22 protein-coding genes are annotated in these 25,229 nt (G+C 68.5%); 9 read left to right on the forward strand and 13 right to left on the reverse strand.

What is annotated here, in order from left to right:
- Positions 1-13: 13 nt before the first annotated feature.
- On the reverse strand, positions 14-745 hold the full coding sequence (gene recO / locus IEV96_RS05275) for a DNA repair protein RecO (RefSeq protein ID WP_188509614.1): 732 nt from the start codon (positions 743-745) through the stop codon (positions 14-16).
- A gap of 73 nt (positions 746-818) precedes the next feature.
- On the opposite strand from recO, the gene IEV96_RS05280 reads away from it, so the two are divergent.
- Positions 819-1,544, forward strand: coding sequence for an SDR family oxidoreductase (locus IEV96_RS05280; protein ID WP_188509615.1), 726 nt, complete (start codon positions 819-821; stop codon positions 1,542-1,544).
- A 64-nt stretch (positions 1,545-1,608) separates the two neighbouring features.
- Positions 1,609-2,292, forward strand: a complete 684-nt coding sequence (locus IEV96_RS05285) for a trimeric intracellular cation channel family protein (RefSeq protein ID WP_188509616.1) — start codon at positions 1,609-1,611, stop codon at positions 2,290-2,292.
- Positions 2,293-2,647: 355 nt separating this feature from the next.
- On the opposite strand, the gene leuA is transcribed toward IEV96_RS05285, so the two are convergent.
- Positions 2,648-4,414 carry a 2-isopropylmalate synthase gene (gene leuA / locus IEV96_RS05290; RefSeq protein ID WP_188509617.1) on the reverse strand — a complete coding sequence of 589 codons (1,767 nt, stop codon included), beginning with the start codon at positions 4,412-4,414 and terminating at the stop codon, positions 2,648-2,650.
- 286 nt (positions 4,415-4,700) lie between these two features.
- Between leuA and IEV96_RS05295 the strand changes: the two genes are divergently transcribed.
- Together IEV96_RS05295 and IEV96_RS05300 are read left to right on the forward strand one after the other, a co-directional pair.
- Positions 4,701-5,783 (forward strand): L-talarate/galactarate dehydratase, encoded by a 1,083-nt coding sequence (locus tag IEV96_RS05295; protein ID WP_229733363.1) that lies wholly within the window; start codon positions 4,701-4,703, stop codon positions 5,781-5,783.
- Positions 5,780-6,457, forward strand: coding sequence for a FadR/GntR family transcriptional regulator (locus IEV96_RS05300; protein ID WP_188509619.1), 678 nt, complete (start codon positions 5,780-5,782; stop codon positions 6,455-6,457). The genes IEV96_RS05295 and IEV96_RS05300 overlap by 4 nt, the downstream gene beginning before the upstream one ends.
- 3 nt (positions 6,458-6,460) lie before the next feature.
- On the opposite strand, the gene IEV96_RS05305 is transcribed toward IEV96_RS05300, so the two are convergent.
- Genes IEV96_RS05305 through IEV96_RS05320 form a run of 4 tightly spaced genes read right to left on the reverse strand, consistent with a single transcriptional unit; the run spans position 6,461 to position 10,905 of the window.
- Positions 6,461-7,726, reverse strand: a complete 1,266-nt coding sequence (locus IEV96_RS05305) for a glucarate dehydratase family protein (protein ID WP_188509620.1) — start codon at positions 7,724-7,726, stop codon at positions 6,461-6,463.
- Positions 7,723-9,327 (reverse strand): tripartite tricarboxylate transporter permease, encoded by a 1,605-nt coding sequence (locus tag IEV96_RS05310; RefSeq protein WP_188509621.1) that lies wholly within the window; start codon positions 9,325-9,327, stop codon positions 7,723-7,725. Before IEV96_RS05310 ends, IEV96_RS05305 begins: the two co-directional genes overlap by 4 nt.
- 13 nt (positions 9,328-9,340) lie before the next feature.
- A complete protein-coding gene (locus IEV96_RS05315; protein WP_188509622.1) occupies positions 9,341-9,847 on the reverse strand; it encodes a tripartite tricarboxylate transporter TctB family protein in 507 nt (168 codons plus the stop codon).
- A 44-nt stretch (positions 9,848-9,891) separates the two neighbouring features.
- Complete coding sequence (locus IEV96_RS05320) at positions 9,892-10,905, reverse strand: Bug family tripartite tricarboxylate transporter substrate binding protein (RefSeq protein WP_188509623.1); 1,014 nt, start codon at positions 10,903-10,905, stop codon at positions 9,892-9,894.
- Positions 10,906-11,055: 150 nt separating this feature from the next.
- On the opposite strand from IEV96_RS05320, the gene IEV96_RS05325 reads away from it, so the two are divergent.
- The 5 genes from IEV96_RS05325 (at position 11,056) to IEV96_RS05345 (ending at position 17,273) form a co-directional block, all read left to right on the forward strand.
- A complete protein-coding gene (locus tag IEV96_RS05325) occupies positions 11,056-11,949 on the forward strand; it encodes a LysR family transcriptional regulator (RefSeq protein WP_188509624.1) in 894 nt (297 codons plus the stop codon).
- A 128-nt stretch (positions 11,950-12,077) separates the two neighbouring features.
- Positions 12,078-13,007, forward strand: a complete 930-nt coding sequence (kdgD, locus tag IEV96_RS05330) for a 5-dehydro-4-deoxyglucarate dehydratase (protein ID WP_188509625.1) — start codon at positions 12,078-12,080, stop codon at positions 13,005-13,007.
- Positions 13,008-13,074: 67 nt separating this feature from the next.
- Positions 13,075-14,652 (forward strand): aldehyde dehydrogenase (NADP(+)), encoded by a 1,578-nt coding sequence (locus IEV96_RS05335; protein ID WP_308419467.1) that lies wholly within the window; start codon positions 13,075-13,077, stop codon positions 14,650-14,652.
- On the forward strand, positions 14,649-15,974 hold the full coding sequence (locus tag IEV96_RS05340; protein WP_188509626.1) for an enolase C-terminal domain-like protein: 1,326 nt from the start codon (positions 14,649-14,651) through the stop codon (positions 15,972-15,974). The genes IEV96_RS05335 and IEV96_RS05340 overlap by 4 nt, the downstream gene beginning before the upstream one ends.
- Before the next feature lie 15 nt (positions 15,975-15,989).
- Positions 15,990-17,273, forward strand: a complete 1,284-nt coding sequence (locus IEV96_RS05345; RefSeq protein WP_188509627.1) for a hypothetical protein — start codon at positions 15,990-15,992, stop codon at positions 17,271-17,273.
- On the opposite strand, the gene IEV96_RS05350 is transcribed toward IEV96_RS05345, so the two are convergent.
- The 7 genes from IEV96_RS05350 to IEV96_RS05375 all read right to left on the reverse strand — a co-directional run bounded on the left by IEV96_RS05350 (position 17,263) and on the right by IEV96_RS05375 (position 25,227).
- Positions 17,263-18,210, reverse strand: coding sequence for a phosphoglycerate dehydrogenase (locus tag IEV96_RS05350; RefSeq protein ID WP_229733075.1), 948 nt, complete (start codon positions 18,208-18,210; stop codon positions 17,263-17,265). The two genes, IEV96_RS05345 and IEV96_RS05350, sit on opposite strands and share 11 nt — an antisense overlap.
- A 665-nt stretch (positions 18,211-18,875) precedes the next feature.
- A complete protein-coding gene (locus IEV96_RS05355; protein ID WP_188509628.1) occupies positions 18,876-20,279 on the reverse strand; it encodes an ABC transporter permease in 1,404 nt (467 codons plus the stop codon).
- Positions 20,276-21,031: an ABC transporter ATP-binding protein gene (locus IEV96_RS05360; RefSeq protein WP_188509629.1), complete on the reverse strand. Its 756-nt coding sequence runs from the start codon at positions 21,029-21,031 to the stop codon at positions 20,276-20,278. The genes IEV96_RS05355 and IEV96_RS05360 overlap by 4 nt, the downstream gene beginning before the upstream one ends.
- 74 nt (positions 21,032-21,105) lie before the next feature.
- Complete coding sequence (locus IEV96_RS05365; protein ID WP_268235579.1) at positions 21,106-21,771, reverse strand: response regulator; 666 nt, start codon at positions 21,769-21,771, stop codon at positions 21,106-21,108.
- The gene (locus IEV96_RS16625) at positions 21,768-22,943 is read right to left on the reverse strand and encodes a sensor histidine kinase (protein ID WP_229733076.1); all 1,176 of its coding nucleotides are present in this window, start codon (positions 22,941-22,943) and stop codon (positions 21,768-21,770) included. The genes IEV96_RS05365 and IEV96_RS16625 overlap by 4 nt, the downstream gene beginning before the upstream one ends.
- Positions 22,944-23,017: 74 nt before the next feature.
- On the reverse strand, positions 23,018-23,929 hold the full coding sequence (era, locus tag IEV96_RS05370; protein WP_373282437.1) for a GTPase Era: 912 nt from the start codon (positions 23,927-23,929) through the stop codon (positions 23,018-23,020).
- A complete protein-coding gene (locus IEV96_RS05375; protein WP_188509632.1) occupies positions 23,929-25,227 on the reverse strand; it encodes a hemolysin family protein in 1,299 nt (432 codons plus the stop codon). The genes era and IEV96_RS05375 overlap by 1 nt, the downstream gene beginning before the upstream one ends.
- Positions 25,228-25,229 lie beyond the last annotated feature (2 nt).

A 25,229-nucleotide genomic window follows, 5' to 3' on the forward strand; every position in this document is an offset into this window, starting at 1 on the left:
GGTTTGATTCTTCTCATGCGGTGGACCGATCGACGTGTTGGAGGGAGCGCAGCGTGCGCTCGAGATGGAACTGCGTGTAGGCCGCGACGACGCCGCTGGCCTGGTTTTGGTGACGTTCGTCGGATGACTCGACCACCGCCCAGTCGCCGGTAAGTAGGGCGGCGAGCAGTTCGAGCGTCTTGAGCTCGAGTCTCGGCGAGCCGGGCGGGGCGACCTCGTCGGCGACGACGCCTCCGAGCTGCGCCACGAACACGGTGTGCGGGCCGGGCGCGCCGGTCACGGCGCAGTCGACGAAACTGGGTGCCCAGCCGGCGATCGACAGCGAACGCAGCAGGTAGCTGTCGAGCGTCACGCTCGAGTGGTGCTCGCGGCGGGCTAGTGACCGCAGGGCGCCGACCAGCAGCAGGTATTGCTGAAGCGAGCCGTCATCGTCGGTGATCTTGTCGGCGGTCTCCACCATCACGCTCGCGGCGGTGTAGCTGCCGTAGTCGGCCGTGATCTCGGCGCCGTACGAACCGAGCGACTCCGCCTGCGTGATGATGTCGAGGCTGCGGCCCTCGAACAGCTGCACGTCGGCGACCATAAACGGCTCGAGCCGGGCGCCGAACTTGCTCGCGGTGCGCCGCACGCCCTTGGCCACGGCACGGATCTTGCCGTGGTTGCGGCTGAGCATCGTGACGATGCGGTCGGCCTCGCCCAGTTTGTGGGTTCGCAGCACGACGGCTTCATCACGGTAAAGGGGCACTTACCTATTATCGGCGCTACGACCAGAATGGAGGCGAGACGCACAGACGCGAGAGACAAGGAACCCCTGCACCATGGTCATTCTCGTCACCGGCGGCACCGGAACACTCGGCCGCGAACTCGTTCCGCGGTTGCGATCACGCGATGCCGCCGTCGAGGTGCTGAGCCGGCGGCAGCATCCGGGCTTCCGCACCGGCGATCTCAGCCGCGGCGACGGGCTCGACGCCGCGCTCGAGGGCATCGACACCGTCGTGCACTTGGCCGCGGGCAAAGACCAGGCGGGCGAGACGCGGGGGCTCGTCGACGCGATGAAGCGGCACGGCGTGCAGCGGCTCGTGTTCATCTCGATCGTGGGCATCGACCAGATCCCCTTCCCCTACTACGTCGACAAACTCGCCGCCGAACGGACCGTTCTCGACAGCGGCCTCGGCGTGAGCGTGCTGCGCACCACGCCGTTCCACTCCTTCGCGGCGGCGCCTTTTCTCGGGCAGCGCCTCTCCCCCGTGCTGTTCGCACCCCGGTTGAAGATCCAACCGATCGACGTGCGCGAGGTGGCGGTTCGGCTCGCCGACCTCGCCCAGGGCGTGCCGCGCGGTCGCGTGGCCGACGTCGGCGGCCCGTCGATCCTCGCCGGCCACGAGCTCGCCCGCGAGGTGAGCCGCCGGTTCGGCTGGAGCAAGCCGATCGTCGACTTCAGTCTCCCCGGCGGTACCTGGGCATCGTTCGGCGCCGGATACCATCTCGTGCCCCACCACCGGTCGGGCGGGCGCACCTTCGCCGCGTATCTCGCGTCCCTGTGACGCGCCGCGTCTGGCAGCCCGCAGCGGTGTCCCGCGCGGGCCGTGGAGCGACCAGAATGGTCTAGTGACAGAAGCCGCCTTTTTCATCCCCGCTTGGGCGGACATCCTGGCCATCGGCATCGGCAGCCTCCAGGGTGCGCTCTTCGCCGCCCAGTTCCGCGACCGCAGGCTCGACCTGTTGGGCGTCGCGGTCATCGGTATCGCCACCGGCTTCGGCGGCGGCATCCTGCGCGACCTGCTGCTCAACGAGCTGCCCGCCGCGATGCAGAGCAACTGGTACCTGCCGACCGCCGTCATCGCCGCGCTCATCGGCATGTTCCTCGAGCGGGTGTTCAACCGCCTGTCGAAGGTGATCACGGTGCTCGACGCGCTCACGATCGGTCTGTTCGGCGCCATCGGAACGACCAAGGCCCTCGCCATCGGCGTGCCCCCCGTGCCGGCCGTGTTCGTCGGCGCCCTGTCGGCCGTCGGCGGGTCGGTGCTGCGCGACCTGTTGCTCAACCTGCCGATCGCGATCATGCAGGTCGGCTCCCTCTACGCGATCGCCGCCCTCGCCGGCACCTCGAGCCTTGTCGTGCTCGTGGCATTCGGCGTGAACGTCACGGTGGCCGCGGTGGTTTGCGTCGTCGTCACGTTCGGCGTGCGTGTGCTCGCCGTGCTGTTCAACTGGAGCCTCCCCGAGCAGCGCCGCCTCGAACGCCTGCCGACGCTGCGGCGCTTCCGCAACATCCGCCACTTCCGCCGCTGAGCCCCGGCGAGCGGTCACCCGACCGCAGGCCCTCCCCGCCCCCCCCTTTCGGAAATTCAGGAGACGCGGCATCCGCTCTTCTTTCGACGCCCGGGATTGCGGGGTCGCGACACCCGCAACCGACCGCGCATCCTGAATTTCCGAAAGGGCCGGCACGGATCGAGGCCGCCAAAGCCAGACCCGCCGCCAGCCGACACGGGCACCTTCGAAAACTCAGGAAACGGATGAGCGGACGCCGACGGCCGCCCCGTGTTTACTGGGGCGGCCTCCGGAGCATCGACGGGGAGTCCTGAATTTCCGAAACAGCAGCGGACGGAGGTCAGGCAGGCAGGCAGGCAGGGCGGGTGCCCGGGTGCTAGACGGAGGCCAGCTCGCGGTCGTCGGCCGAGGCGCGCACGGCTCGGTTGACCGCGGAGACCACGGCCTTGAGCGAGGCGGTGGAGATGTCCGCGTCGATGCCGACGCCCCAGAGGCGCACGCCGTTGACGTTGAGGTCGACGTACGACGCCGCGTAGGCGTCGCCGCCCGCGCTGAGAGCGTGCTCGACGTAGTCGAACAGCTTCACCTCGATGCCCTGCTCGGCCATGATGTTCAGGAAGGCGGCGATCGGCCCGTTGCCGGTCGCGTCGGCGTTGATGACGTCCTCGCCGACGCGCAGCACCGTCTGCAGCGCCACCGCACCGTCGAGGTCGCTCGCCGTGCGGGTGCGGGTGAGCTCGAAGCGTCCCCACTTGTCTTCGGGGCGCTCGACGGGGGCGGGCAGGTATTCGTCCTGGAAGATCTCCCAGATCTGCGCACTCGTCACCTCGCCGCCCTCGGCGTCGGTCTTCGCCTGCACGACGCCCGAGAACTCGATCTGCAGCTTGCGCGGAAGGTCGAGCGCGTGGTCGGTCTTCAGCAGGTAGGCGACGCCGCCCTTGCCGGACTGCGAGTTGACGCGGATGACCGCCTCGTAGCTACGTCCGAGGTCCTTGGGGTCGATCGGCAGGTAGGGGACGGCCCAGACCAGCTCGTCGACCGTGACGCCCTTCGACGACGCATCGGCGGCCATCGCCTCGAAGCCCTTCTTGATGGCGTCCTGGTGCGAGCCGCTGAACGCGGTGTAGACGAGGTCGCCCGCCCACGGGCTGCGCTCGGGCACGGGCAGCTGGTTGCAGTATTCGGCGGTGCGCTTGACCTCGTCGAGGTCGCTGAAGTCGATCTGCGGGTCGATGCCCTGCGTGAACAGGTTGATGCCGAGGGCGACGAGGTCGACGTTGCCCGTGCGCTCGCCGTTTCCGAACAGGCATCCCTCGATGCGGTCCGCCCCGGCGAGGTAGCCGAGTTCGGCCGCCGCGATGCCGGTGCCGCGGTCGTTGTGCGGGTGCAGGCTGAGAATGATGCTGTCGCGCCGGGCGAGGTTGCGAGACATCCATTCGATCGAATCCGCGTAGACATTCGGCGTCGCCATCTCGACGGTCGCCGGCAGGTTCAGGATGACGGGACGCTCCGGGGTTCCCCCGAGGGCGTCGACCATCTGGTTGGAGATGTCGAGCGCGAACTCGAGTTCGGTGCCCGTGTAGCTCTCCGGCGAGTACTCGTAGTAGACGTCGACCTCGGGGACCGTCTTCTCGGCAATGCGGCACAGACGCGCGCCCTCGAGCGCGATGTCGATGATGCCCTGCTTGTCGGTGCGGAAGACGACATCGCGCTGCAGCACGCTCGTCGAGTTGTAGAGGTGCACGATGGCCTGCTTGGCACCCGCGATCGACTCGTAGGTGCGGTTGATCAGGCCCTCGCGCGCCTGCGTCAGCACCTGGATGGTGACGTCGTCGGGGATCAGGTTCTCCTCGATGAGGCTGCGCACGAAATCGAAGTCGGTCTGCGAGGCCGACGGGAAGCCGACCTCGATCTCTTTGTAGCCCATCTTCACGAGCAGGTCGAACATGATGCGCTTGCGTTCGGGGCTCATCGGGTCGATGAGGGCCTGGTTGCCGTCGCGCAGGTCGACGGCGCACCAGCGCGGGGCCTGGGTGATGCGCTTCGCGGGCCAGGTGCGGTCGGGCAGATCGACCGCCAACTGCTCGTGGTAGGGGCGGTACTTGTGGATCGGCATGCCGGAGGGCTGTTGCGTGTTCTTCATGGTCTCGTATCTCTCGCTTTTTGTAAGTGGTCAGCCGACAACAAACACCGCGACGAGTGAGGCCTGAAGGTTAGGACTCGTCGCGGCAGCTAAGGAGAAGCAGACCGAACAACACGCAATCAGGGTAGCACTCCCCTCCGGTGGCGGGTCGGCAGATTACTCAGGGCACTTGTCGTATGACTGGCAAACTCATACGATGACTGCACCACCCCCACCGAGCCGAAGGAGTCTCGTGAGTACTGCAACGACCGTCGACAGAATCCGCAGCGTGCGTTTGCGCTCCACGATGTTGCCGCTCCCCATGCCGATCAGCGACGCGAAGGTGCTGACCGGGCGGCAGAAACCGATGACCGAAGTGGCGATGCTGTTCGCCGAGGTCACCACCGAGCACGGCCTCGTCGGGCTCGGCTTCAGCTACTCGAAACGCGCCGGCGGTCCCGCCCAGTTCGCTCACGCCCGCGAGGTCGCACCCGTGCTCGTCGGCGAAGACCCCAACGACATCGCCCGGCTCTGGACCAAGCTGGTCTGGGCCGGCGCCTCGGTGGGCCGGAGTGGTGCCGCGACGCAGGCGATTGCCGCGCTCGACAACGCTCTGTGGGATCTGAAAGGCAAGCGCGCCGGCCTGTCGCTGTCGAAGCTGCTCGGTGCGCACCACGACTCGGTGCGGTGTTACAACACCTCCGGCGGATTTCTGCACACCCCGATCGGGGGCGTGCTCGACAACGCCACGCGGTCGATCGAGGCTGGACTCGGCGGCATCAAGATCAAGGTCGGCCAGCCCGACGGCGCCCTCGACCTCGCCCGAGTGAAGGCCCTGCGCGAGCACGTCGGCGACGACTTCCCGATCATGGTTGACGCCAACCAGCAGTGGGACCGCGCAACGGCCATCCGCATGGGGCGAGCCCTCGAGGAGTTCGACCTGGTCTGGATCGAGGAGCCGCTGGACGCTTACGACGCGGTCGGCCACGCCGACCTCGCCGCGCGCCTCGACACCCCGATCGCCTCGGGCGAGATGCTCACGAGTGTGCGCGAGCACAAGGAGCTCATCGACGCCCGCTCCGTCGACATCGTTCAGCCCGATGCACCGCGCATCGGCGGCATCACCCAGTTCATGCGCCTGCTCGCCCTCGCCGACGAGGCCGGCCTCGATCTGGCCCCGCACTTCGCCATGGAGTTGCATGTTCACCTCGCGTCGACCTACCCGCGCCAGCCGTGGGTGGAGCACTTCGAATGGCTCGAGCCGCTGTTCAACGAGCGCATCCAGATTGCCGACGGACGCATGATCGTGCCGTCCGCCGCCGGCATCGGACTCACGCTCAGTGATCGCGTCACCGGCTGGACCGTCGCTGACGACCTGGTCACCGAGTGAGCACGCCGCGACCGAACCTGACACGGCAGCTGGTGGGTGACCTGCTGCAGCTCGTGCAGGAGGGCGTCGTGCGTCCTGGCACCAAACTGCCGACCGAGGCCGCCCTGATGGAACGCTTCTCCGTGAGCCGCACCGTCGTGCGCGAGGCGCTATCGCAGTTGCAGGCCAGCGGCATCGTGCGCACCTACCAGGGCAGGGGCAGCTTCGTGCTCGCGACGCCCGACGAGCACGGCTTCGAGGTGGGCGCGGTGTCGCCCGGCGACCTCGACGCGGTACTCGCGCTGCTCGAATTCCGCACGGGGGTCGAGGTCGAGGCGGCGGGACTCGCCGCCCTGCGCCGCTCCCCGGCACAACTGGCCCAGATCGGCGAAGCGCTCGCGGAGTTCGCCGACGCGTCGGAACGACCGACAGCGGCGGTCGACGCCGATTTCGCCTTTCACCTGCGGGTCGCTTGGTCCTCGGGCAACCGGCACTTCCCCCAACTGCTGGAATCGCTGGGTAGAGGGATGCTGGCTATCCCGCGGTCGCGGCTCGGTCACGACGAACGGGCGTTCGCGCGCACCTACGCCGAGCACGCCGCGATACACGACGCCATCGAGTCATCCGACCCTCTTGCCGCGGGAGCGGCCATGCGCACCCACCTCGTCAACTCGTCCAGGCGACTGCGCGCCTGACCACTACCAGTACCCGAGCTTGCGCACGAAGCCCGGGTCGAACCGGCGGATGTATCCCGTGTCGTCGCGCGCGCGCAGCCCGCAGCGCAGGTACTGCTCGTGCAAAGCGCCGAGGGCGTCGGGATCGAGTTCGACGCCGAGTCCCGGCCCGGCCGGAACCTCTAGCGCCCCGTCGATGAAGGTCAGACCCGGTTTCACCACGTCTTCCGTCTTCCACGGCCAATGCGTGTCGCACGCGTAGTCGAGATTGGGAGTGGCTGCGGCAAGATGCGTCATCGCGGCCAAGCTGATGCCGAGGTGCGAGTTGGAGTGCATCGAGAGGCCGATGCCGAACGTGTCCGCGACGGCGGCGAGGCCCTGCGAGCGGCGCAGCCCACCCCAGAAATGGTGGTCGGAGAGAATCACCTGCACCGCGTCGGCCGCGACCGCCTCCCTGATCTGGTCGAACGCGACGACCGCCATATTCGTGGCGAGGGGCATGGGGGCGGATGCCGCGACTCGCGCCATCCCGTGGATTCCGGGCGACGGGTCTTCGAGATACTGCACGAGCCCCTCGAGTGCCTGCGCGACCCGGATTCCCGTCTCGGGCGTCCACGCGGCGTTCGGGTCGAGCCGCAGCGGCACTCCGGGAAACGCCGCGTGCAGCGCGCGGATCGCCTCGATCTCGTCGTCGGGCGGCAGCACGCCGCCCTTGAGTTTGATCGCTCCGAAACCGTACCGTTCGATCATCGTCGCTGCCTGCTCGACGAGCTGGTCGGGCGTGCGCGCCTCGCCCCACTCGTCGGGGTCGGCGCCGGGGTGTTCGGCCCACTTGTAGAACAGGTAGGCGCTGTAGGGCACCCGGTCACGCACCCGCCCGCCGAGCAGGTCGACGACCGGGCGGCCGGCCGTTCTGCCCTGGATGTCGAGGCAGGCCACCTCGAAGGGCGAGAAGACCCGGTTGACGACGCTGGCTCCCGTGATCATGCCGGCCACGCCGTCGCCCGCCGCGCCCGACCGCCGGGAGAGCACGTCGGCGACGAGGGCATAGATGCGGCCGGTGTCGAAGGCGTCGAGCCCCGGCAGGTCGGAGGCGACGGCCTCGAGCGCCTCGAGGTGGGTCTCGTCGGCGTAGGTCTCCCCCAGACCGACCAGCCCCGAATCGGTGTGCAGCTGCAAAACGGCGCGCAGGGCGAACGGTTCGTGCACGCCCACCGCGTTGAGCAGCGGCGGGTCGGCGAAGGCGACGGGGGTGATCTCGACCCGGCTGATGCGTGCCGCCGGCGTCATCGCTTCTCCCCGTCCGCCGTGGTGACGACGGGGGCGGTGTCGTCGACGGCCGCCTCCTTGGCGAGAGCCACGCCGAGCACGCTCTCCCCCGGCTTGAGGTGCACGCCGAACTTCTTCTCCGCGCGCTTTCTGAGCATGACCTTGGCGATCGGGATCAGCACGACGAGCAGCACGACCACACCGATGATGGTTCCCGAGATGGGCCGCATCACGAATCCGCTCACGTCGCCGCCGAAGATGCGCAGCGACTGGCGCACCGCGGTCTCCATGAGACTGCCCAGCACGAAGGCGAGCACGAGCGGACCCGGCTCGAAACCGAACTTCTTCATCAGGTAGCCGACGAGGCCGAACACGATCACGAGCACCATGTCGAAGATGCTGTTGCGCACCGTGTACACGCCGAGCAGGGTGATCAGCACGGTGATCGGGGCGAGGATCGCCGGCCGGATGCGGAGGATTTTCACGAATACGCCGACGAGCGGGATGCTGAGGATGAGCAGCAGGATGTTGCCGATGTACATCGAGTTCACCACGCCCCAGAAGAGGTCGGGGTGGTCGACGATCAGGGTCGGCCCCGGCACGATTCCTTGCAGCAACAGCGCACCGAAGATGATCGCCATCGTGGCATTGGCCGGAATGCCGAGGGTGAGGAGCGGAATGAACGACGAGGTGGCCGCCGCGTTGTTCGCCGTTTCCGGCCCCGCGACGCCCTGGAGCGCCCCGCGCCCGAAACGTTCCGGCGTTCTCGACACGCGCTTTTCGGCGGCATAGGCGACGAGCGAGGCGAGAGTGGCGCCGCCACCCGGGAGGATGCCGAGGAAGAACCCGATGACCGATCCGCGCCCGAACGCCCCCGACGACTCCTTGAGCTCCGCGCGGGACGGCCAGATGTTCGCGATCGTGGCGGGCGTGTCCAGCTTGTTCCGTCGGGCGTCGAGGTTGTAGAAGATCTCGCCGAGCCCGAACAGGCCCATAGCGATCGGCACGAAGTCGATGCCGTCCGCAAGGGCGAGGCTGCCGAAGGTGAAGCGCTCGCCTCCCGTGAACGTGTCACGTCCGACGGTGGCGAGCAACAGGCCGACGCCCGCGGCGATGACCGATTTGAGCCCGCCGCCGTTTCCGATGGTGGAGACGAGCAGGATACCGAGGAGGGCCAGCATCGCGTACTCGGGCGGACCGAAGCTCAAAGCTACGGATGCCACGAGTGGCGCCACGAGAGTGAGCCCGATGATCGAGATGGTGCCGCCGAAGAACGATCCGATAGCCGCGATGCCCAGAGCGGTGCCGGCTTTGCCCTTGCGGGCGAGCGCGTGCCCGTCGAATACCGTGACGACGCTCGACGCTTCACCGGGGAGTTTGAGCAGCACCGAGGTGATCGTGCCGCCATACTGCGCACCATAGAAGATTCCGGCGAGCATGATGATCGCCGCAACGGGTTCGATGGAGTAGGTGATGGGGAGCAGGATCGAAATCGTGGCGACCGGGCCGAGTCCGGGCAGCACGCCGATCAGCATGCCGATCAACACGCCGATCAGGCAGTAGAGCAGGTTCATCGGCTCGAGTACGACGCCGAACCCGTTGATGATGTTGGTGAAATCCATGGGCGGGGTTCTCTCAGAACAATCGGGGCAGCGGGATGCGGAGCGCGAGCACGAAGATCAGCCAGAACGCCAGGGTGATCGAGAGCGAGATGACGATCGACACCCACCACTTCTCACCGCCCAGAAACCGCAACCAGACGAAACAGAGCACGGCGCACGGGATCTCGAAACCCACGTAGGGCAGCGCGATGACGAGGGCGACGAGCGTGAGCAGGCCTATGGCCACAACAAGGGAATTGCGTGAGAACGCCTCGGCGTCCCAGAACCGGCGACCGCCGATCAGCAGCGCCGCGGAACACAGCACGATGACGAGGCAGATGGCGAACGGCCACAGCCCCGGGCCCGGCGCCGTGACGGCGCCGAGTCCGAGCTGCACCGAGCCGATGACGCCCACCACCCCCAGCAGGAGCGGCGCGACCGCCGCTCCGACGTTCGCCGCGCTTCCGGCGGGGAGGAAGTCCTCCGCGTCGTCGATCGGCTCGGCGGCGTCGTTGCTGACGCGGTCGGCGGGTGATGTCACGGGAGTTCCTCCGATTCTGGGGAGCGAGAGCGCCATGGCGGAAGCTACTCGACGATTCCGGCGGCGCGGGCGGCCTCCTCGTACGAATCCTTCGCCTCCTGCAGGTTCTCCGCCGTTTCTTCGGCGTCCGTCTCGTCCGCGGTGATGAAGCTCTGGGCGAGGAAGTCTTGGTAGTCGCCCGAGTCGAACGCCTCCGAGAATGCGTCGGCGAGTGTGTCGACGATCTCCTCGGGTGTCTCCTTCGGCACCATCACAAAACGGGTTTGGGTGACGACCACGTCGTGCCCGCTCTCGACCGCGGTCGGAACGTCGGGGAGGAACTCACTGCGCTCTTCGCCGAAGATGGCCAGCGGCACAAAGTCGCCCGACTCGATGTGCGGCATCGCCTCGAGGACCTGTACCGATGCCACGTCGACCTGGTTGCCCAACAGGGCGGTCACGGCCGGAGCCCCGCCGTCGAACGGCACGTCGGTGGCCTCGATGCCGAGGTCGTCGAAGAGCAGGTTCTGCGACAGCTGGCCGCCGGTGCCTACTCCCGCGGTGGCGTAGTTGATCATGCGGCCGGCGTCGGCGACATCGTCGATGGTCTCGAAGCCGCTGGCCTTGTTCGTGACGAGAACGTAGTCCTCCCGTCCGACGCCCGTGACGATCTGGATGTCGTCGAGCGAGATCGCTTCCGCCTCTTCGACGAACAGCGGGGTGATGGTGATGAGAGATCCGGAGACCAGCATCATCGTCTGGCCGTCGGCGGGACTGTTGAGCACGTCGCCCGCGGCGACGGCGCCGTTCGCGCCGGGCTGGTTGAACACGGTCACCGTTTCGCCCAGCGGCGTCTCGAGATCCTTCGCCAGGGCTCGGGCGAGCAGATCGGTGCTGCCGCCGGCAGAAGCGCCGACCTGCAATTCCACCGGTCCGGTGGGGAAATCGACGCCCTCGCTACTCCCGCCGCCGGAGGCGCCGTTTTGCACGCCGCTGCAGCCGGCGATGAGGCCGATGGTCGCGAGTGCCGAGAGGGTCAAGGCCGTGCGCCGGATGGTCTTAATGGGGCGTGATCTCACTGCATTCTCCTTTGAATTCGTGCGAGTCGGGCGGCACCCATGGACGACGGTCCACCGGGCGACGGTGCCCTTTGCTTGCAACGAATCTAGGCACAGGTGTGGATGCGTGTCTAAACCAAATTGTGCATTGGATGATACCCTCACGGCATCATGTATTCGCTAGAGCAGGTGCGTGGATTCGTCGCCGTCGCCGAAGAACTGCATTTCGGACGAGCCGCGGACCGCCTCCAGATGACCCAACCACCGCTGAGCCGGCAGATCCAGAAACTCGAGCGCAGCATCGGCGTATCGCTGCTCGACCGCAACAACCGGTCGGTGTCCCTCACCCCGGCGGGGCTCGCGTTCCTCGCGGAGGCCCGCCGCCTGCTCATCATCGCCGACACGGCGCCGGAATCGGCGAGGCGCATCGCTGAAGGGGTCGCCGGCCGACTGTCGATCGGGTTCACCGCGATGACCGCCGTCGGCGTGCTGCCGCACGTGCTGGCGGAAGCCGATTCGTTCCTGCCCGGGGTCGACATCGTGCTCAACGAGCTGGTCAGCGACGCCCAGTTCGAGGCCCTGCTGGCGGGCGATCTCGACCTCGCCCTCGTGCGACTGCCGCCGCATCATCCGGAATTCGACTCGCGGCTCGTCGCGCGCGAGACTCTCGTCGCGGCCGTCCCTGCGGACCATCCGCTTGGCTCGACAACGGCGCCCGTCTCGGCTCGCGAGTTCGAGGGCCTCGACATGATCATGTACACGTCGACGGGGGCGTCGTACTTCGCCGATCTCGTCGCCAGCGTGCTGGTTAACGTTCGGCCGCGCTCGACGCAACGGCTGACCCAGGTGCACAGCATGATGTCGCTCGTCGGTGCCGGTCGCGGTGCCGCGATCGTGCCGGAATCGGCGGGCACCTTCCACATCGACGGGGTCGTGCTTCGGCCCATCATCGAATGGGACCGGCCCGTCGTCGAACTGCGTGCCGTCTGGCGGCGCGACAGCTCGAACGCGGCCATGAAGGGGGCGCTCGCACGTTTCAGCACGTTGCAGCCGTTGAGCGATTGATGCTCTGCAGGCATCAGTTGATGCCCAATCACTCTTGGACAGTCATATGAAGCCTTCCTACAGTTGACCACGAACCAGCCAGAGCTGGCACCGCCCACATCGCAGTGGACTATCGGAGGTAAGACAACGTGGTCGAATTCTCGCCGCAGCAACTCGCCGACACCGTCGGATCCGGACTGCTCTCGTTTCCCGTGACGCACTTCACCGACGATCTCGAGTTCGACGAGCCCAGCTACCGGGAGCACCTCTCCTGGCTCAGCCAGTACCCGGTGGCCGGACTCTTCGCTGCCGGCGGAACCGGGGAGTTCTTCTCGCTCACCGCTTCCGAGGTCTCCTCCGTCCTCACGGCGGCCATCGAAGAGGTCGATGGACGCGTTCCCGTGATCGCCCCCGCCGGCCTGGGCACGCGCACCGCGATCGAGCAGGCCCGCGACGCCGAGCGCGTCGGAGCCGCGGGCATCCTGCTGTTCCCTCACTACCTCACAGAGGCGTCGCAAGAGGGCATCGCTGCCCACGTCGAGGCGGTGTGCCGCTCGACCTCCCTCGGCGTAATCTTCTACAACCGAGCGAACGCCCGCATCACCGTCGAGACGCTCGCGCGGCTCGCCGACTCCTGCCCCAACCTCGTCGGGTTCAAGGACGGGCTCGGCGATATCGAACTCATGACCCGCATCTACGCGCGGTTCGGCCAGCGGTTCGTCTACATCGGCGGCCTGCCGACCGCGGAGACATTCGCGCTCCCCTACCTCGAACTCGGCGTGACGACCTACTCGTCGGCACTGTTCAACTTCGCCCCCGAGTTCGCGCTCGAGTTCTACGCCGACGTGCGCGCGAAACGGCACGACGCGGTCTACGCGAAACTGCGCGATTTCGTGCTCCCCTACCTCGACATTCGGGACCGGCGGAAGGGCTACGCGGTGTCGATCATCAAGGCCGGTCTCGACGCCGTCGGCCGGCGCGGGGGTCCGGTGCGGCCTCCACTGCTCGGCCTGACGCACGAGGAACGCGACGAACTGCGCGAACTGACCGCCGCAAACGCTCTCCAGCCCGCACGGTAGCGTCGCGCCCGCGACGACCACCGGCACAGCCATCACCTTCGGCACAGACTTCGACGAAAGGACCATCGTGACGATAACGGGAGAAATGCTGATTGGGGCGGAGCGCGTGCGGGGCACGGCTGGCTCGTTCCGCGCCGTCGACCCGTCGACCGGAGAGACCGTTGAACCCGACTTCGGGCAGGGCGACGAGGCCGACGTCGACCGCGCCGCGCTGCTCGCTCACGACGCGTTCGACGTCTACCGGGCGACCTCGCCCGCACAGCGTGCCGATTTTCTCGAGTCGATCGCGCGTAACATCGAGGCGCTCGGCGACACCCTCATCGACCGGGCTCGGCTCGAATCGGGTCTCCCGGCCGCTCGGCTCGAGGGCGAACGCACGCGGACGACGAGCCAACTGAGGTTGTTCGCCGAGCTGTTGCGCGGCGGCACGTCGACCGGCGTGCGCATCGACCCCGCTCAGCCGGACCGGAAGCCGGCTCCGCGCCTCGACATCCGCCAGAGGCTGATCGGTGTCGGACCCGTCGCGGTCTTCGGGTCGAGCAACTTCCCACTGGCGTTCTCCAACGCCGGCGGAGACACCGCCTCCGCCCTGGCCGGCGGCTGCCCCGTCGTGGTGAAGGTGCACAACGCGCATCCCGGAACGGCGATGCTCGTCGCGGGTGCCGTTTCCGACGCCGTCGCCGAACAGGGACTGCCCGAGGGCGTGTACTCGTCGCTCATCGGAGCGGGCAACAGCATCGGCGCGGCCCTCGTGGCCCACCCGGCCATCAAGGCCGTCGGATTCACCGGTTCGCGCTCGGGTGGACTCGCCCTCGTCGAGATCGCGCGCAAGCGCCGCGAGCCCATCCCCGTGTACGCCGAGATGAGCAGCATCAACCCGGTGTTCGTCTTCCCCTCCGCTATCACCGAGGAGGTGGCCGCGGGTTTCGTCAGTTCCCTCACCCTGGGAGCGGGACAGTTCTGCACCAATCCGGGACTCGTGTTCGTGCCGACCGGGCGCGAGGGCGATGAGTTCACGCGATCCGTCGGCCGCCTCGTCGCCGAGGCGACGGGCCAGACCATGCTGACCCGTGGCATCCGCGAAGCCTTCGAATCGGGCACCGCCCGGCTCGACGCGGTCCCCGGTGTCGAGCGTCTCGGCAGCGGCGCCCCCGGTGACGGACCCAACGCTCCCGGGCCGGTGGTGTTCGCCACCGACTCCGACCGGCTGCGCTCGGAAGACGCGCTGCAGGACGAGGTCTTCGGGGCATCGTCGCTCGTGGTGCGGTACGGGTCGATCGACGACCTGTTGGCGCTCGCCGAGGCGATCGAGGGGCAGCTGACAGCGACGATCCTCGCCGGCCGTGGAGAGAACGGCGAGGTGAGCCGCCTGCTTCCCGTGCTGGAACGCAAGGTCGGCCGCATCCTCTACAACGGCTGGCCGACGGGTGTCGAAGTCAACCATGCGATGGTGCATGGCGGCCCGTTCCCGTCCACTTCTGATGGGAAGACCACCTCGGTCGGCACGCTCGCCATCCAACGTTTCCTGCGGCCGGTCGCGTATCAGAACCTGCCCGACGAGCTACTGCCCGCCCCGCTCGCCGACGCGAACCCGTGGGACCAGGTGCGCAGCGTCGACGGCCGCATCGAGGGGCTCACCCGATGACCGGCTCCCCCGTGATCGAGCACGTCGAGGTCGTGCCGGTCGCCGGCCACGACAGTATGCTCCTCAACCTGAGCGGGGCGCACGGGCCGTTCTTCACCCGCAACATCGTGATCGTTCACGACAGCGCCGGCCGCACCGGCCTCGGCGAGACGCCCGGGGGCGAGGCCATCCGCGCCACAATCGCCGAAGCGGGCGAACGCATGGTCGGTCGAACGATCGGCGAATACCGCAGCCTGCTCAGTGACGCGTCCGTCGTGTTCGCCGACCGGGACCGCGGCGGCAGGGGCGCGCAGACATTCGACCTGCGCACCACGGTGCACGCCGTGACGGCTCTCGAATCCGCGCTGCTCGACCTCGTCGGCCAACATCTCGGGGTCCCGGTCGCCGAGCTGCTCGGTGACGGCGTGCAGCGCACCGCCGTTCCCCTGCTCGGCTACCTGTTCTACATCGGCGACGGCGGGCAAACGACGCTCGCCTATGAGGAGCCGGCCGACGACGACGGGTGGGCGTCGCTGCGTCGTCGCCCCGCCCTCGATCCTGACGCCGTGGTGAAGCTCGCCACGGCGGCCCAGGACGCCTACGGGTTCCAGGACTTCAAGCTCAAGGGCGGCGTCTTCGCGCCGGATCGCGAAGGGGACGCGGTGGAGACCCTCAAAGACGCGTTCCCCACCGCGCGCATAACTCTCGATCCCAACGGCGCCTGGTCGCTGCGCGAGGCTGTGCGCATCGGCGAACGCCTGCGCAACGTGCTCGCCTACGCGGAAGACCCGTGCGGCGGCGAGGGCGTCTATTCGGGCCGGGAGACGATGGCGGAGTTCCGGCGGGCGACCGGCCTGCGCACGGCCACCAACATGATCGCCACCAACTGGCGCGAGCTCGGGCACGCGATCAAGGCCGACGCGGTAGACATCCCCCTTGCCGACCCGCACTTCTGGACCATGGCCGGTTCCGTGCGCGTGGCACAGCTCTGCGACGCCTGGGGCCTCACCTGGGGATCCCATTCGAACAACCACTTCGACGTGTCGCTCGCGATGCTCGCGCACGTCGGCGCCGCGGCGCCCGGGCGGATCACCGCACTCGACACCCACTGGATCTGGCAGGACGGCGAGAACCTCACCCGCGACGCGCCCGTGATCCGTGACGGGCACCTCCTGCTCCCCGAGGGTCCCGGGCTGGGCGTCACTCTCGATCGCGCCGCTATCGACCGGGCGCACGCGCTCTACCTCGAGCACGGCCTCGGCGCACGCGACGACTCGGCAGCCATGCAGTTTCTCGTCGACGACTGGACCTTCGACGCCAAGCGGCCCGCGCTCGTGCGCTGACGTGCGCGCGAGACAATGATGCGCCGCGTCCACGCGGTGCTGCTCAGCCTTGTCATCGCGTTGTCCGCCGCGTCAATCGCGGAGCCGACACTGACACTCTGGGCGGGAGTCGCGGCACTGCTCAGTCTGGCGGTCGGACTGCTGCTCGTGCGGGGCGCGCCGCGACTGATCGCGGTGGCGCTGACGGTGAGCGGCCTCGCCGCTCTCGCCGTGGGCGCCGCTGACGGTCGGCGTCCCTCGCTGACGGACCTCCTGTCCGTCAATCAGGATCTGGTCGGCATGCTCGCCGCCGTCTCGTTCCTGCGCCTGCTCTCCCTCGGCGGGGAAACGCCGCGTGGTCGTTCCTCGGGAGTGGCGGCTGTCACCCGCACCGCGCTCGTCGTGCACGGCCTCGGTTCCGTCATCAACATCAGTGCCGTGGCCATGGCGGGCGACCGGCTCGCCCGTGCCGCACCGCTGCGCATGGCTGACGCCATGCTGCTCACCCGCGCCTACGCCGCGGGCGCCTTCTGGTCGCCGTTCTGGGTGGCTGCCGCAGCCGCCGTTTCCTACGCACCCGGCGCCGACGCCGCGGTCACCATCGGCCTCGGGCTCGCCGTGGCCGTCGTCGTGCTGCTGATCAGCATGGTCGACGTCTACCGGGCGTTCGGCGACGACCGTTCCCGATATCAGGGCTACCCGCTCACCTGGGCGATCCTGCGCATCCCGCTCGCGCTCGTCGTATTCGTGCTCGCGGTGCACCTCTCGATGCCCGCCGTCCCCATCCCCCGCGTCGTGTTGATCGGGTCGCTCGTCGTCGCCCTGGCCGGAGTTCTCGTCTCATTCGGTCGGCGGGGATTCGCGCTGCTCGCCACGCACGCGACCGCTGGGCTGTCGGGCCTGCGCAGCGAGACCACCCTGTTCGTCGCGGCCGGCGTCTTGACGGTCGGTCTGCAGACCCTCGTGCCCATGATCGACGTGCTCCTGCCAGTCGACGGCTACGGCGTCTGGGTCGCCTGGGCCTCGGTCATCGTCATGGTCGTACTTGCGGTCGTCGGCATCCACCCGATCGTGTCGCTCGCACTCGTGGCGGTCGTCGTTATGCCGCTCGAGCCCGACCCGACGCTCTTCGTGCTCGCCGCGACCATCGGCTGGGGAACGGCGGCGGCCGTCGGCCCGACGTCGGGCATCCTGATGCACGTGAGTGCGCGATTCGGCCTGGACGGGCTCACGCTCGCCTGGCGCAACGCCCCGTTCTTCGTCATCACCGTCGCGGTGGCCCTGCCCGCACTCTTCCTCGCCTCGGTGATCACCGACTGAACGTCACGGGGTCCAGGGGCGCTTCGCCCCGCAGCACCCTGGCCACATCGCGCACAACGGCGTTGCCAGCCCTCGCGTTTGCGAGCTCGGTGAAGGCCGCGGCGTGCGGGGTCAGGATTGTCCGCGGCGCCGCGCGCAACGGTGAATCGGCGGCGAGCGGCTCGGCGGCGAAGGCGTCGAGCGCCGCGAAGCCGACCTGCCCCGAGGTCAACGCCGCGGCCAGCGCGATGTCGTCGATGAGACCGCCCCGCGCGGTATTCACGATCCCCACACCGCGACGGGCAGCGGCGAACTCGGCGGCACCCAGTAGCGGGCCGTCTTCGGGCGTGAACGGTAGGTGCAGGGTGATGATGTCGCTCTGCTCGATCAGGTGCGCCAGCGTTGCCCGTCGGGTACCGAGCGCCGCGAAGGCCTCACCAGGCTGGAACGGGTCGTAGGCTACGACGTCGGCATCGAACCCGGCCAGCCGCCTGGCGACCGCCTGGCCGATGTTGCCGAAACCGACGACCCCGACGCTCGCACCCTCGAGCGCCATACCCGAGAACACCTCCCACTCGCCGCGCCGCAGCGAGGCGTCGGCCGCGACCAGCTGCCGTGAGCCGGCCAGAAGCAACGCCATCGCCATATCGGCGACGGCCGACGAGTTGGCCCCGGGGGTCCAGACGACCGGGATGCCCCGCTCGGCCGCGGCCGCAAGATCGATGTTGTCGACGCCCACGCCGTGTTTGCCGATGACCCGCAGGTTCGACGCCGCCTCGATCGTCGCCCGATCGAGGCGGTCGACGCCGACGATCACCCCGACGGCGTCAGCAAGCTCGTCACGCAGCTGCGTCGGGCTTAACGGCCCCGGCACGCGGGAACGCCGCAGGTCGATGCCCTCGCCGGCCGCCGTCTCCCAAGGCTCATCCGAGAACGACCCGAAACTCGGGGTCGTCACGACCACCACACCACCTGACACCATCGACAGCCCTCCGTTGCGCGTTCTCCCACCCTCGCGCGCGCGGCGCTGCGTCGGCAACACCGATACGGACTGCACCGATGCCCTCCCGGCATGAGCCGAGCCGCAGCATCCGCGCCACGCCGCCCGTCGGCCTGCTTTCGGAAATTCAGGAATCGCGGTCGCGCTCTCAACGCTCGCTCCCGGAAATGCGGGAGAGGGAAAACGATCGGATACGGCGGCTCCTGAATTTCCAAAAGCGCCAGCGGGCCCAGACCCGCTCGGAATGCCGCCCGCGCCCGTCACCGACGCGAACCCGTGGGACCAGGTGCGCAGCATCGACGGCCGCCTCGAGGGGCTCCCGCGGTAGGGGACTCCCCCGCCGCGGGCCCGCGCGCCGGGTTTCGGATATTCAGGATGCGGCGTCGAAGCGCCCCTCTACACAGCCCGCTGGGTCACGGCATCGACCGACTCTCCTGAATTTCCCGCACGCCGCCACGCTGCTTCGGAAACTCAGGAAGGCCGGTCGTGGGCAGTTCGGACGACCGCGGGATTCCGCGCGACCGTGGGCGAGCGGATGCACCGGCTCCTGAATTTCCGAAAAGGGGTTGCGCGCCGGGCGCGGGTGGGAAAGGGGCTGCGCGGGCTGGCGGGGCGCAGCGCCCTCAGTCCAGCGCCAGCGCCGCCACCGGCGTCACGCGCGTCGCCCGGCGCGACGGGCCGACCGACGCCACGACCGTGAGCACGGCCGCCAGCACGATCACTCCGGCGAGGAACGGCAGCGGCATGCCCGGCACCACGAACCCCGGGCTGCCGTTCACGCTGCCGAACATCGACTGCGCGCCCACCCAGCCGTAGAAGAACCCGAGCACGAGCCCGACCAGCAGCGAGGCCGCCGTCAGCTGGGCGCTCTCGGCCGTGATCATGCCGCGCACCTGACGTCCGGTGAACCCGAGCGCCCGCAGCAGTCCGAGCTCACGCGTGCGCTGGAGCACGCTCAACGACAGGTTGTTCACCATGCCGACCGCCGCGATGACGGCGCTGAACCCGGTGAGGATCGAGAAGACCACGATCGTCGTGACGAAGGCCTCGTCGATGCCCTGGTAGTACTCCGGGTTCTCCTGCTGGGCCGCCGTGATGATGTTCTGGTAGCCCTGCATCGCGACCACGAACATGGTGACCAGCGTCACGCCGATGACGAGCCCGATGGTGGTGCGCGACGAGCGCTCCGGGTACCGCACCGCATTCTCGGCCGCCAGTCGGGCCGGTGCGCTCGAGCCGAGCAGCCTGCCGACCAGTCTCAGTGCGAACGGCATCACCAGGTGGGCGCCGACGACGAGACCGGTGAACGAGAGCAGTCCGCCGACGATGCCCACGAGCACGGCGAGCGGCGTGACCAGACCCATAACGACGGCGAGGCCGAGGATGACGGTGCCGGTGACGAAGAGCACGGTCGCCGTGACGGTGCGCGCCTTCGATGCGGATGTCTCGGCGACACTCTGCTCGTGCGCCGCACCGGTGGCCTGCATCGGCGAGACCACGAGCACGCGCCGGGAACCGACCCAGGACGCGATCCACGTCGTGAGGACGACGGCGACCACGGGCAGCAGCAGCACCGGCGACAGGTACGAGTACGCGACGTCACCGGGCATGAACCCCGACACCGTGCCAATGGCGACGGTGGCGACGGTGATCGCGGTGCCCACCCCGGTGCCGATAACCGCCCCGGCCACCCCGACCGCGAGTCCCTCGCGGGCGACGGCACGCCGCTGCGACCTGGCGCTCGATCCGATCAGCCGCAGCAGCGCGATGGTGCGGGTGCGCCCCGCAATGATCGTGGCGAACGTGTTCGACGTGACGATCGCCCCGACGTACACGGCGATGACGATGAACACGAGAGCGACGATGCCCAAGAACACAGCCACGGTGTCGCTGCTGCCCGTGACGCTGTCGGCGGCGACGATCTGGCTGATGACGCCGACGAACTGCAGCACCGAGACCCCGAAGGCGGCGCTCAACGCCGCGACGAGAACGCTGGGGCCGTGTTCGCGCAGGCTGAGCCGGTTCATGCCGCTCGCTCCATGCCCAGCATGAGGCCGGAGATCTCCTCGGGCGTCGACTTTCCGAGGTCGCGCACGACGGCGCCGTCGGCGAGGAACACGATGCGGTCGGCGTAGCTGGCGGCGATCGGGTCGTGGGTGACCATCGCGATGCTCTGCCCGTATTCGCGGCTCGCGGTCGCGAGCAGCGTCAGCACCTCGCGGCTGGTGCGCGAGTCCAGGTTGCCGGTCGGCTCGTCCGCGAAGACCAAGTCGGGGCGGGTGGCGAGCGCGCGGGCGATGGCGACGCGCTGCTGCTGTCCGCCGGACAGCTCGTGCGGGCGGTGTCTCAGCCGAGCGCCGAGGCCGAGCGAGGCAACGAGCTGGTCGATCCATTGGCGTTCGGCGTCGCTCGGCCGGCGTCCGTCGAGTTCGAAGGGAAGCAGGATGTTGTCCTCGATGTCGAGCGTCGGCACGAGGTTGAACGACTGGAACACGAACCCGACGCGACGCCGCCTCAGAATCGTGAGGGCGTCATCCGCGAGGCTCGTGATCTCCGTGTCGCCCAGCCACACGCGACCGGACGATACCGAATCGAGGCCGGCCATGATGTGCATGAGCGTCGATTTACCCGAGCCGCTCGGGCCCATGATGGCGGTGAATTCACCGCGTCGGATGCCGAGCGTGACGTCGCGCAGTGCGGCGACGCGGTTCTGAATCGACCCATACGATTTGCCGAGGCCCTCGACCCGGGCGACAAGGGTGTCTGTTGAAGTGTCCATGCTTCAACGCTAGGAATCGTGCGGATGATCCGAATCCGGCGCAGGGCTTGCGGGGGTACATCGCAAGGCTGACTTCAGTCGGTCAACCCGTTCTCGTAGGCGAACACGACCAGCTGCACGCGGTCGCGCAGGCCCAGCTTGCCGAGCACCCGCGAGATATGCGTCTTCACGGTGGCCTCGCTGAGGAACTCCGCCGTCGCGATCTCGGAGTTACTCAGCCCCCGCGCCGCGAGCACGAAGATGTCCTTCTCGCGCGAGGTGAGCTTCTCGAACACCTCGGGGACGACCGTGGCGACATGGGTGTCGAAGTTCTCGAACAGCTCGCGGGTGGCGGATGCCGCGATCACCGAGGTACCCGCGTGCACCGTGCGGATGGCGGCGAGCAGGAACTCCGGGTCGGCGTCTTTGAGCAGGAAGCCGCTCGCTCCCCCGCGAATAGCGCGCATCGCCGCCTCGTCGAGGTCGAAGGTGGTCAGCACGATGATGCGCGGCTGGGGTCCGCCGCGCCGGGCGGCCGCCGCGAGGATCTCCCTGGTCGACTCGATGCCGTCCATCACGGGCATCCGGATGTCCATGAGGATCACGTCGGGCAGAGCGGTCGCCGCCATCGCGATGCCCTCGACGCCGTTGCCCGCCTGCCCGACGAATTCGAGGTCGGTCTGCGAGGAGACGAGCATCCTGATGCCGGTCCTGAACAGCGCCTGGTCGTCGACCAGCCCGACCCTGATCCGCTCGCTCACGCCGCGGCCGCCGTCGGGAGGGTGGCGGTCACGACGAAGCGCTTGCCGTCGGGCTGCGCGCGCAGGCTGCCGCCCACGAGGGCGGCGCGCTCGGTCATGCCGGCCAGTCCGTGGCCGATGTGCAGTTCTTCCGTGGTGGTCGGCACGTCGATCCCGTTCGTGATGGTGAGGTCGACGCGGTCGTCGAGCCATTCGAAGCGCAACGCCACCGGCGCGGCACGGTCGCCGTGACGCAGCGCGTTGGTGATGGCCTCCTGGATGATGCGGTAGATCGACAGCTCTTGGGCGGTGCCGAGAGCGCGCGGTGCTCCCCGCTGTTCGAAGTCGATCGTGAGTCCGGATGCGCGCAGCTGGTCGAGCAGCCGGTCGAGGTCGGCGAGTACCGGTTGCGGTCCGTCGCCCTGGCTGTGGCGCAACTGGGCGAGCAGCAGGCGCACGTCGCCGAGCGCGTCGCGGGCGGTGGTGGAGATGGCGATGAGCGCCTCATCGACGGCTTCCGGGTCATGCGCCCTGGCGTACCTGGCCCCGTCGGCCTGCGCGATCACCACCGCCAGCGAGTGGGCGACGACGTCGTGCATGTCGCGGGCGATGCGGTTGCGCTCCTGCTCGACGATCACGTCCTGCTCGGCCGCCTCGCGGGCGAGCTTGCTCTCCCGGTTGCGCATCATGGCGCGCATGAGCAGTCCGATGAGCCAGGCGGAGCCGAGGACGACGACGAGCATGCCGAAGAGGAGGGCGAACTGCAGGATCACCTGCGGCAGCTGGAGGGCGCCGAGGAGCGTCGTGGAGACGCCGATTCCCGCGCCCTCCAGCGCGAGCCAGGCGGCGGCCACGGCGGACCCTACGCCGACCGAGGCGAGGCCGAGGTAGCGCACGAAACGGCCCCCGTAGGCGGCCGTCGTGTAGAGCACGAGCAGCGTGGCCACGTTGAAGATGCCGGGGTAGAGGCCGAACGACATCTGCAGCACGGAGGCGATCCAGGCGACGCCGAGCGCGAGACCGGGGCTGACCCGGCGCAGCGCGATGGCGACGGCGTAGACCACGAGCATCGCGAAGACGACGTCGGGCCACTGGAAGGCGAAGATTCCGTAGGTGACGTACGCGAAGACCAGGTACAGGACGGCCAGCGCGCCGTCAACGGCGTACTGGTACCTCTGCAACCTGCGGATCATGCTTACACGCTAGGCGCTGACGACCGGGTCAACCGCCCAAAGCCGCCAAAATCATCCCAGCGAGTGATACGGGTCTAGAACCCGAGACGCCCGAGCTGCTTGGCGTCGCGCTGCCAGTCCTTGGCCACCTTCACGCGCAGCGACAGGTAGACCTGCTTGCCCACGAGCTTCTCGATCTCGTGCCTGGCCCTCGCCCCGACCTCCTGGAGCCGCTCGCCCTGGTGGCCGATGATGATGCCCTTCTGGCTGTCGCGTTCGACGAAGACGTTGGCGTAGATCTCGACCAGGTCCTTGTCGTCGCGCTCGATCATGTCGTCGACCGTCACGGCGATCGAGTGCGGCAGCTCGTCCATGACGCCCTCGAGGGTCGCCTCGCGGATGAGCTCGGAGACGCGCGACTCGAGACCCTCGTCGGTCACGGCGTCGAGCGGGTACAGCGGCGGCGAGACCGGCATCAGCTTGATCAGCTGGCCCATCAGCGTGTCGAGCTGGATGCGGCTGGTCGCGGAGATCGGGATGATCGCCTCCCAGTCCTCCCGCAGTTCCGAGATGGCGAGCAGCTGTTCGGCGACGGCGGGCCTCGACGCCGCGTCGATCTTGGTGACGATGGCCACCTTCTTCGCGCGCGGGAACGAGTCGAGCTGTTCGCTGATGAAGCGGTCGCCCGGACCGATCTTCTCGTTGGCCGGGAGGCAGAGGCCCACGACATCGACGTCGCCGAGCGTGGTCTGCACGATGCTGTTGAGGCGCTCGCCCAGGAGGGTGCGCGGGCGGTGCATGCCGGGGGTGTCGACGACGACGAGCTGACCGTTCTTCTGGTGCACGATGCCGCGGATGGCGCGGCGGGTGGTCTGCGGCTTCGAGCTGGTGATGGCGACCTTCTCGCCGACGAGCGCGTTGGTGAGCGTGGACTTGCCCACGTTGGGGCGCCCGACGAAGGAGACGAATCCCGCTCGGAAGTCGGGGGAAGAGTTGCTGTCCACGATTAGTCGCTTTCTGTTGAACTGTCGGTCGCGCCCTCGAGAACGGCGGAGTGGTCGCGCTCCACGACCACGGTGGAGACGCGGCGGCGGCGGCCCTCTGTGCGGTCGGCGGTGAGGGTGAGCCCCGAGACGGTGGCGGTCGAGCCCGCTATGGGAAGCCTACCGAGTGTCTTGGTGAGCAGGCCGCCGACAGAGTCGACGTCGTCGTCGTCGAGTTCCATCGAGAACAGGTCGCCGAGCTCGTCGATGGGCAGTCGGGCGCTCACCCGGTACACCCCGCCGCCGAGGTCGTCGACGTCGGGAACGTCGTGGTCGTACTCGTCGGAGATGTCGCCGACGAGCTCTTCGATGAGGTCCTCGAGGGTGACCAGGCCGGCGATGCCGCCGTACTCGTCGACGACCATCGCGAGATGGTTCGCCTCGAGCTGCATGCGGCGGAGCAGGCTGTCGGCCTTCTGCGACTCCGGCGCGAAGAGCACGGGACGGGCCAGTTCGACGACCGTCAGCGTCTCGGCCCCGATCGGCTGCTCGTAGTTCAGTCGCGCGACGTCGCGCAGGTGCAGGATGCCGAGCACGTCGTCGACGTTCTCGCCGATCACCGGCATGCGGGACACCCCACGGCTGAGGAAGATCGCCATGGCCGTCCCGATGGCCTCGTCGCCCTCGACCGTGATCATGTCGGTGCGCGGGATCATGACCTCGCGCGCCACGGTGTCGCTGAATTCGAAGATCGAGTGGATGAGCTCGCGGTCCACCTCTTCGAGCACGTCGAGCTCCGTCGCCTCGTCGACCATGCTGAGCAGTTGTTCTTCGCTCGAGAACGTCGCCGACTTGGGACGGCCGGGCGTCACGCGGTTTCCGACCGCGACGAGCGCGTTCGCGATGGGACCGAGGAAGAGCCGGATGCCACGGATCAGGGTCGCGGCGAAGCGCATGATGCCGCGCGGGTGCGCGCGGCCGACGCTGCGCGGGCTCGAGCCGACGAGCACGAACGACGCCGCGGTCATGATGAGTGCCGACCAGAGCAGGGCGAGCCACCACTGTTCGATCGCGTACGCGAACGACAGCGAGACGAGCACCGCCGCCGTCGTCTCCGACACGACACGCATGAAGTTGAGGGCGTTGGCGTGGGTGCCGATGTCTTCGGAGATCGCCAGCATCGCCCTGCGCGACCGGCTCGACGACGCGAGGTCGACGAGGTCGGTGCGGCTCAGCACGCCGAGAGCCGCGTCCGCGGCAGCGAGCACACCGCCGAAGAGCACGAGCAGCACGGCGACGCTGACGAAGATCGCGATCATCATGG

The organism is Conyzicola nivalis (assembly GCF_014639655.1).
In the GTDB taxonomy this organism is placed as follows: domain Bacteria; phylum Actinomycetota; class Actinomycetes; order Actinomycetales; family Microbacteriaceae; genus Conyzicola; species Conyzicola nivalis.

Bases quoted from the DNA above. Each gene is read 5' to 3' on its own strand.
- IEV96_RS05280 (WP_188509615.1), top strand. From the start codon at position 819: ATGGTCATTCTCGTCACCGGCGGCACCGGAACACTCGGCCGCGAACTC.
- leuA (WP_188509617.1), bottom strand. From the start codon at position 4,414: ATGAAGAACACGCAACAGCCCTCCGGCATGCCGATCCACAAGTACCGC.
- IEV96_RS05295 (WP_229733363.1), top strand. From the start codon at position 4,701: ATGTTGCCGCTCCCCATGCCGATCAGCGACGCGAAGGTGCTGACCGGG.
- IEV96_RS05305 (WP_188509620.1), bottom strand. From the start codon at position 7,726: ATGACGCCGGCGGCACGCATCAGCCGGGTCGAGATCACCCCCGTCGCC.
- IEV96_RS05310 (WP_188509621.1), bottom strand. From the start codon at position 9,327: ATGGATTTCACCAACATCATCAACGGGTTCGGCGTCGTACTCGAGCCG.
- IEV96_RS05325 (WP_188509624.1), top strand. From the start codon at position 11,056: ATGTATTCGCTAGAGCAGGTGCGTGGATTCGTCGCCGTCGCCGAAGAA.
- IEV96_RS05340 (WP_188509626.1), top strand. From the start codon at position 14,649: ATGACCGGCTCCCCCGTGATCGAGCACGTCGAGGTCGTGCCGGTCGCC.
- IEV96_RS05345 (WP_188509627.1), top strand. From the start codon at position 15,990: ATGATGCGCCGCGTCCACGCGGTGCTGCTCAGCCTTGTCATCGCGTTG.
- IEV96_RS05355 (WP_188509628.1), bottom strand. From the start codon at position 20,279: ATGAACCGGCTCAGCCTGCGCGAACACGGCCCCAGCGTTCTCGTCGCG.
- IEV96_RS05360 (WP_188509629.1), bottom strand. From the start codon at position 21,031: ATGGACACTTCAACAGACACCCTTGTCGCCCGGGTCGAGGGCCTCGGC.
- IEV96_RS16625 (WP_229733076.1), bottom strand. From the start codon at position 22,943: ATGATCCGCAGGTTGCAGAGGTACCAGTACGCCGTTGACGGCGCGCTG.
- IEV96_RS05375 (WP_188509632.1), bottom strand. From the start codon at position 25,227: ATGATGATCGCGATCTTCGTCAGCGTCGCCGTGCTGCTCGTGCTCTTC.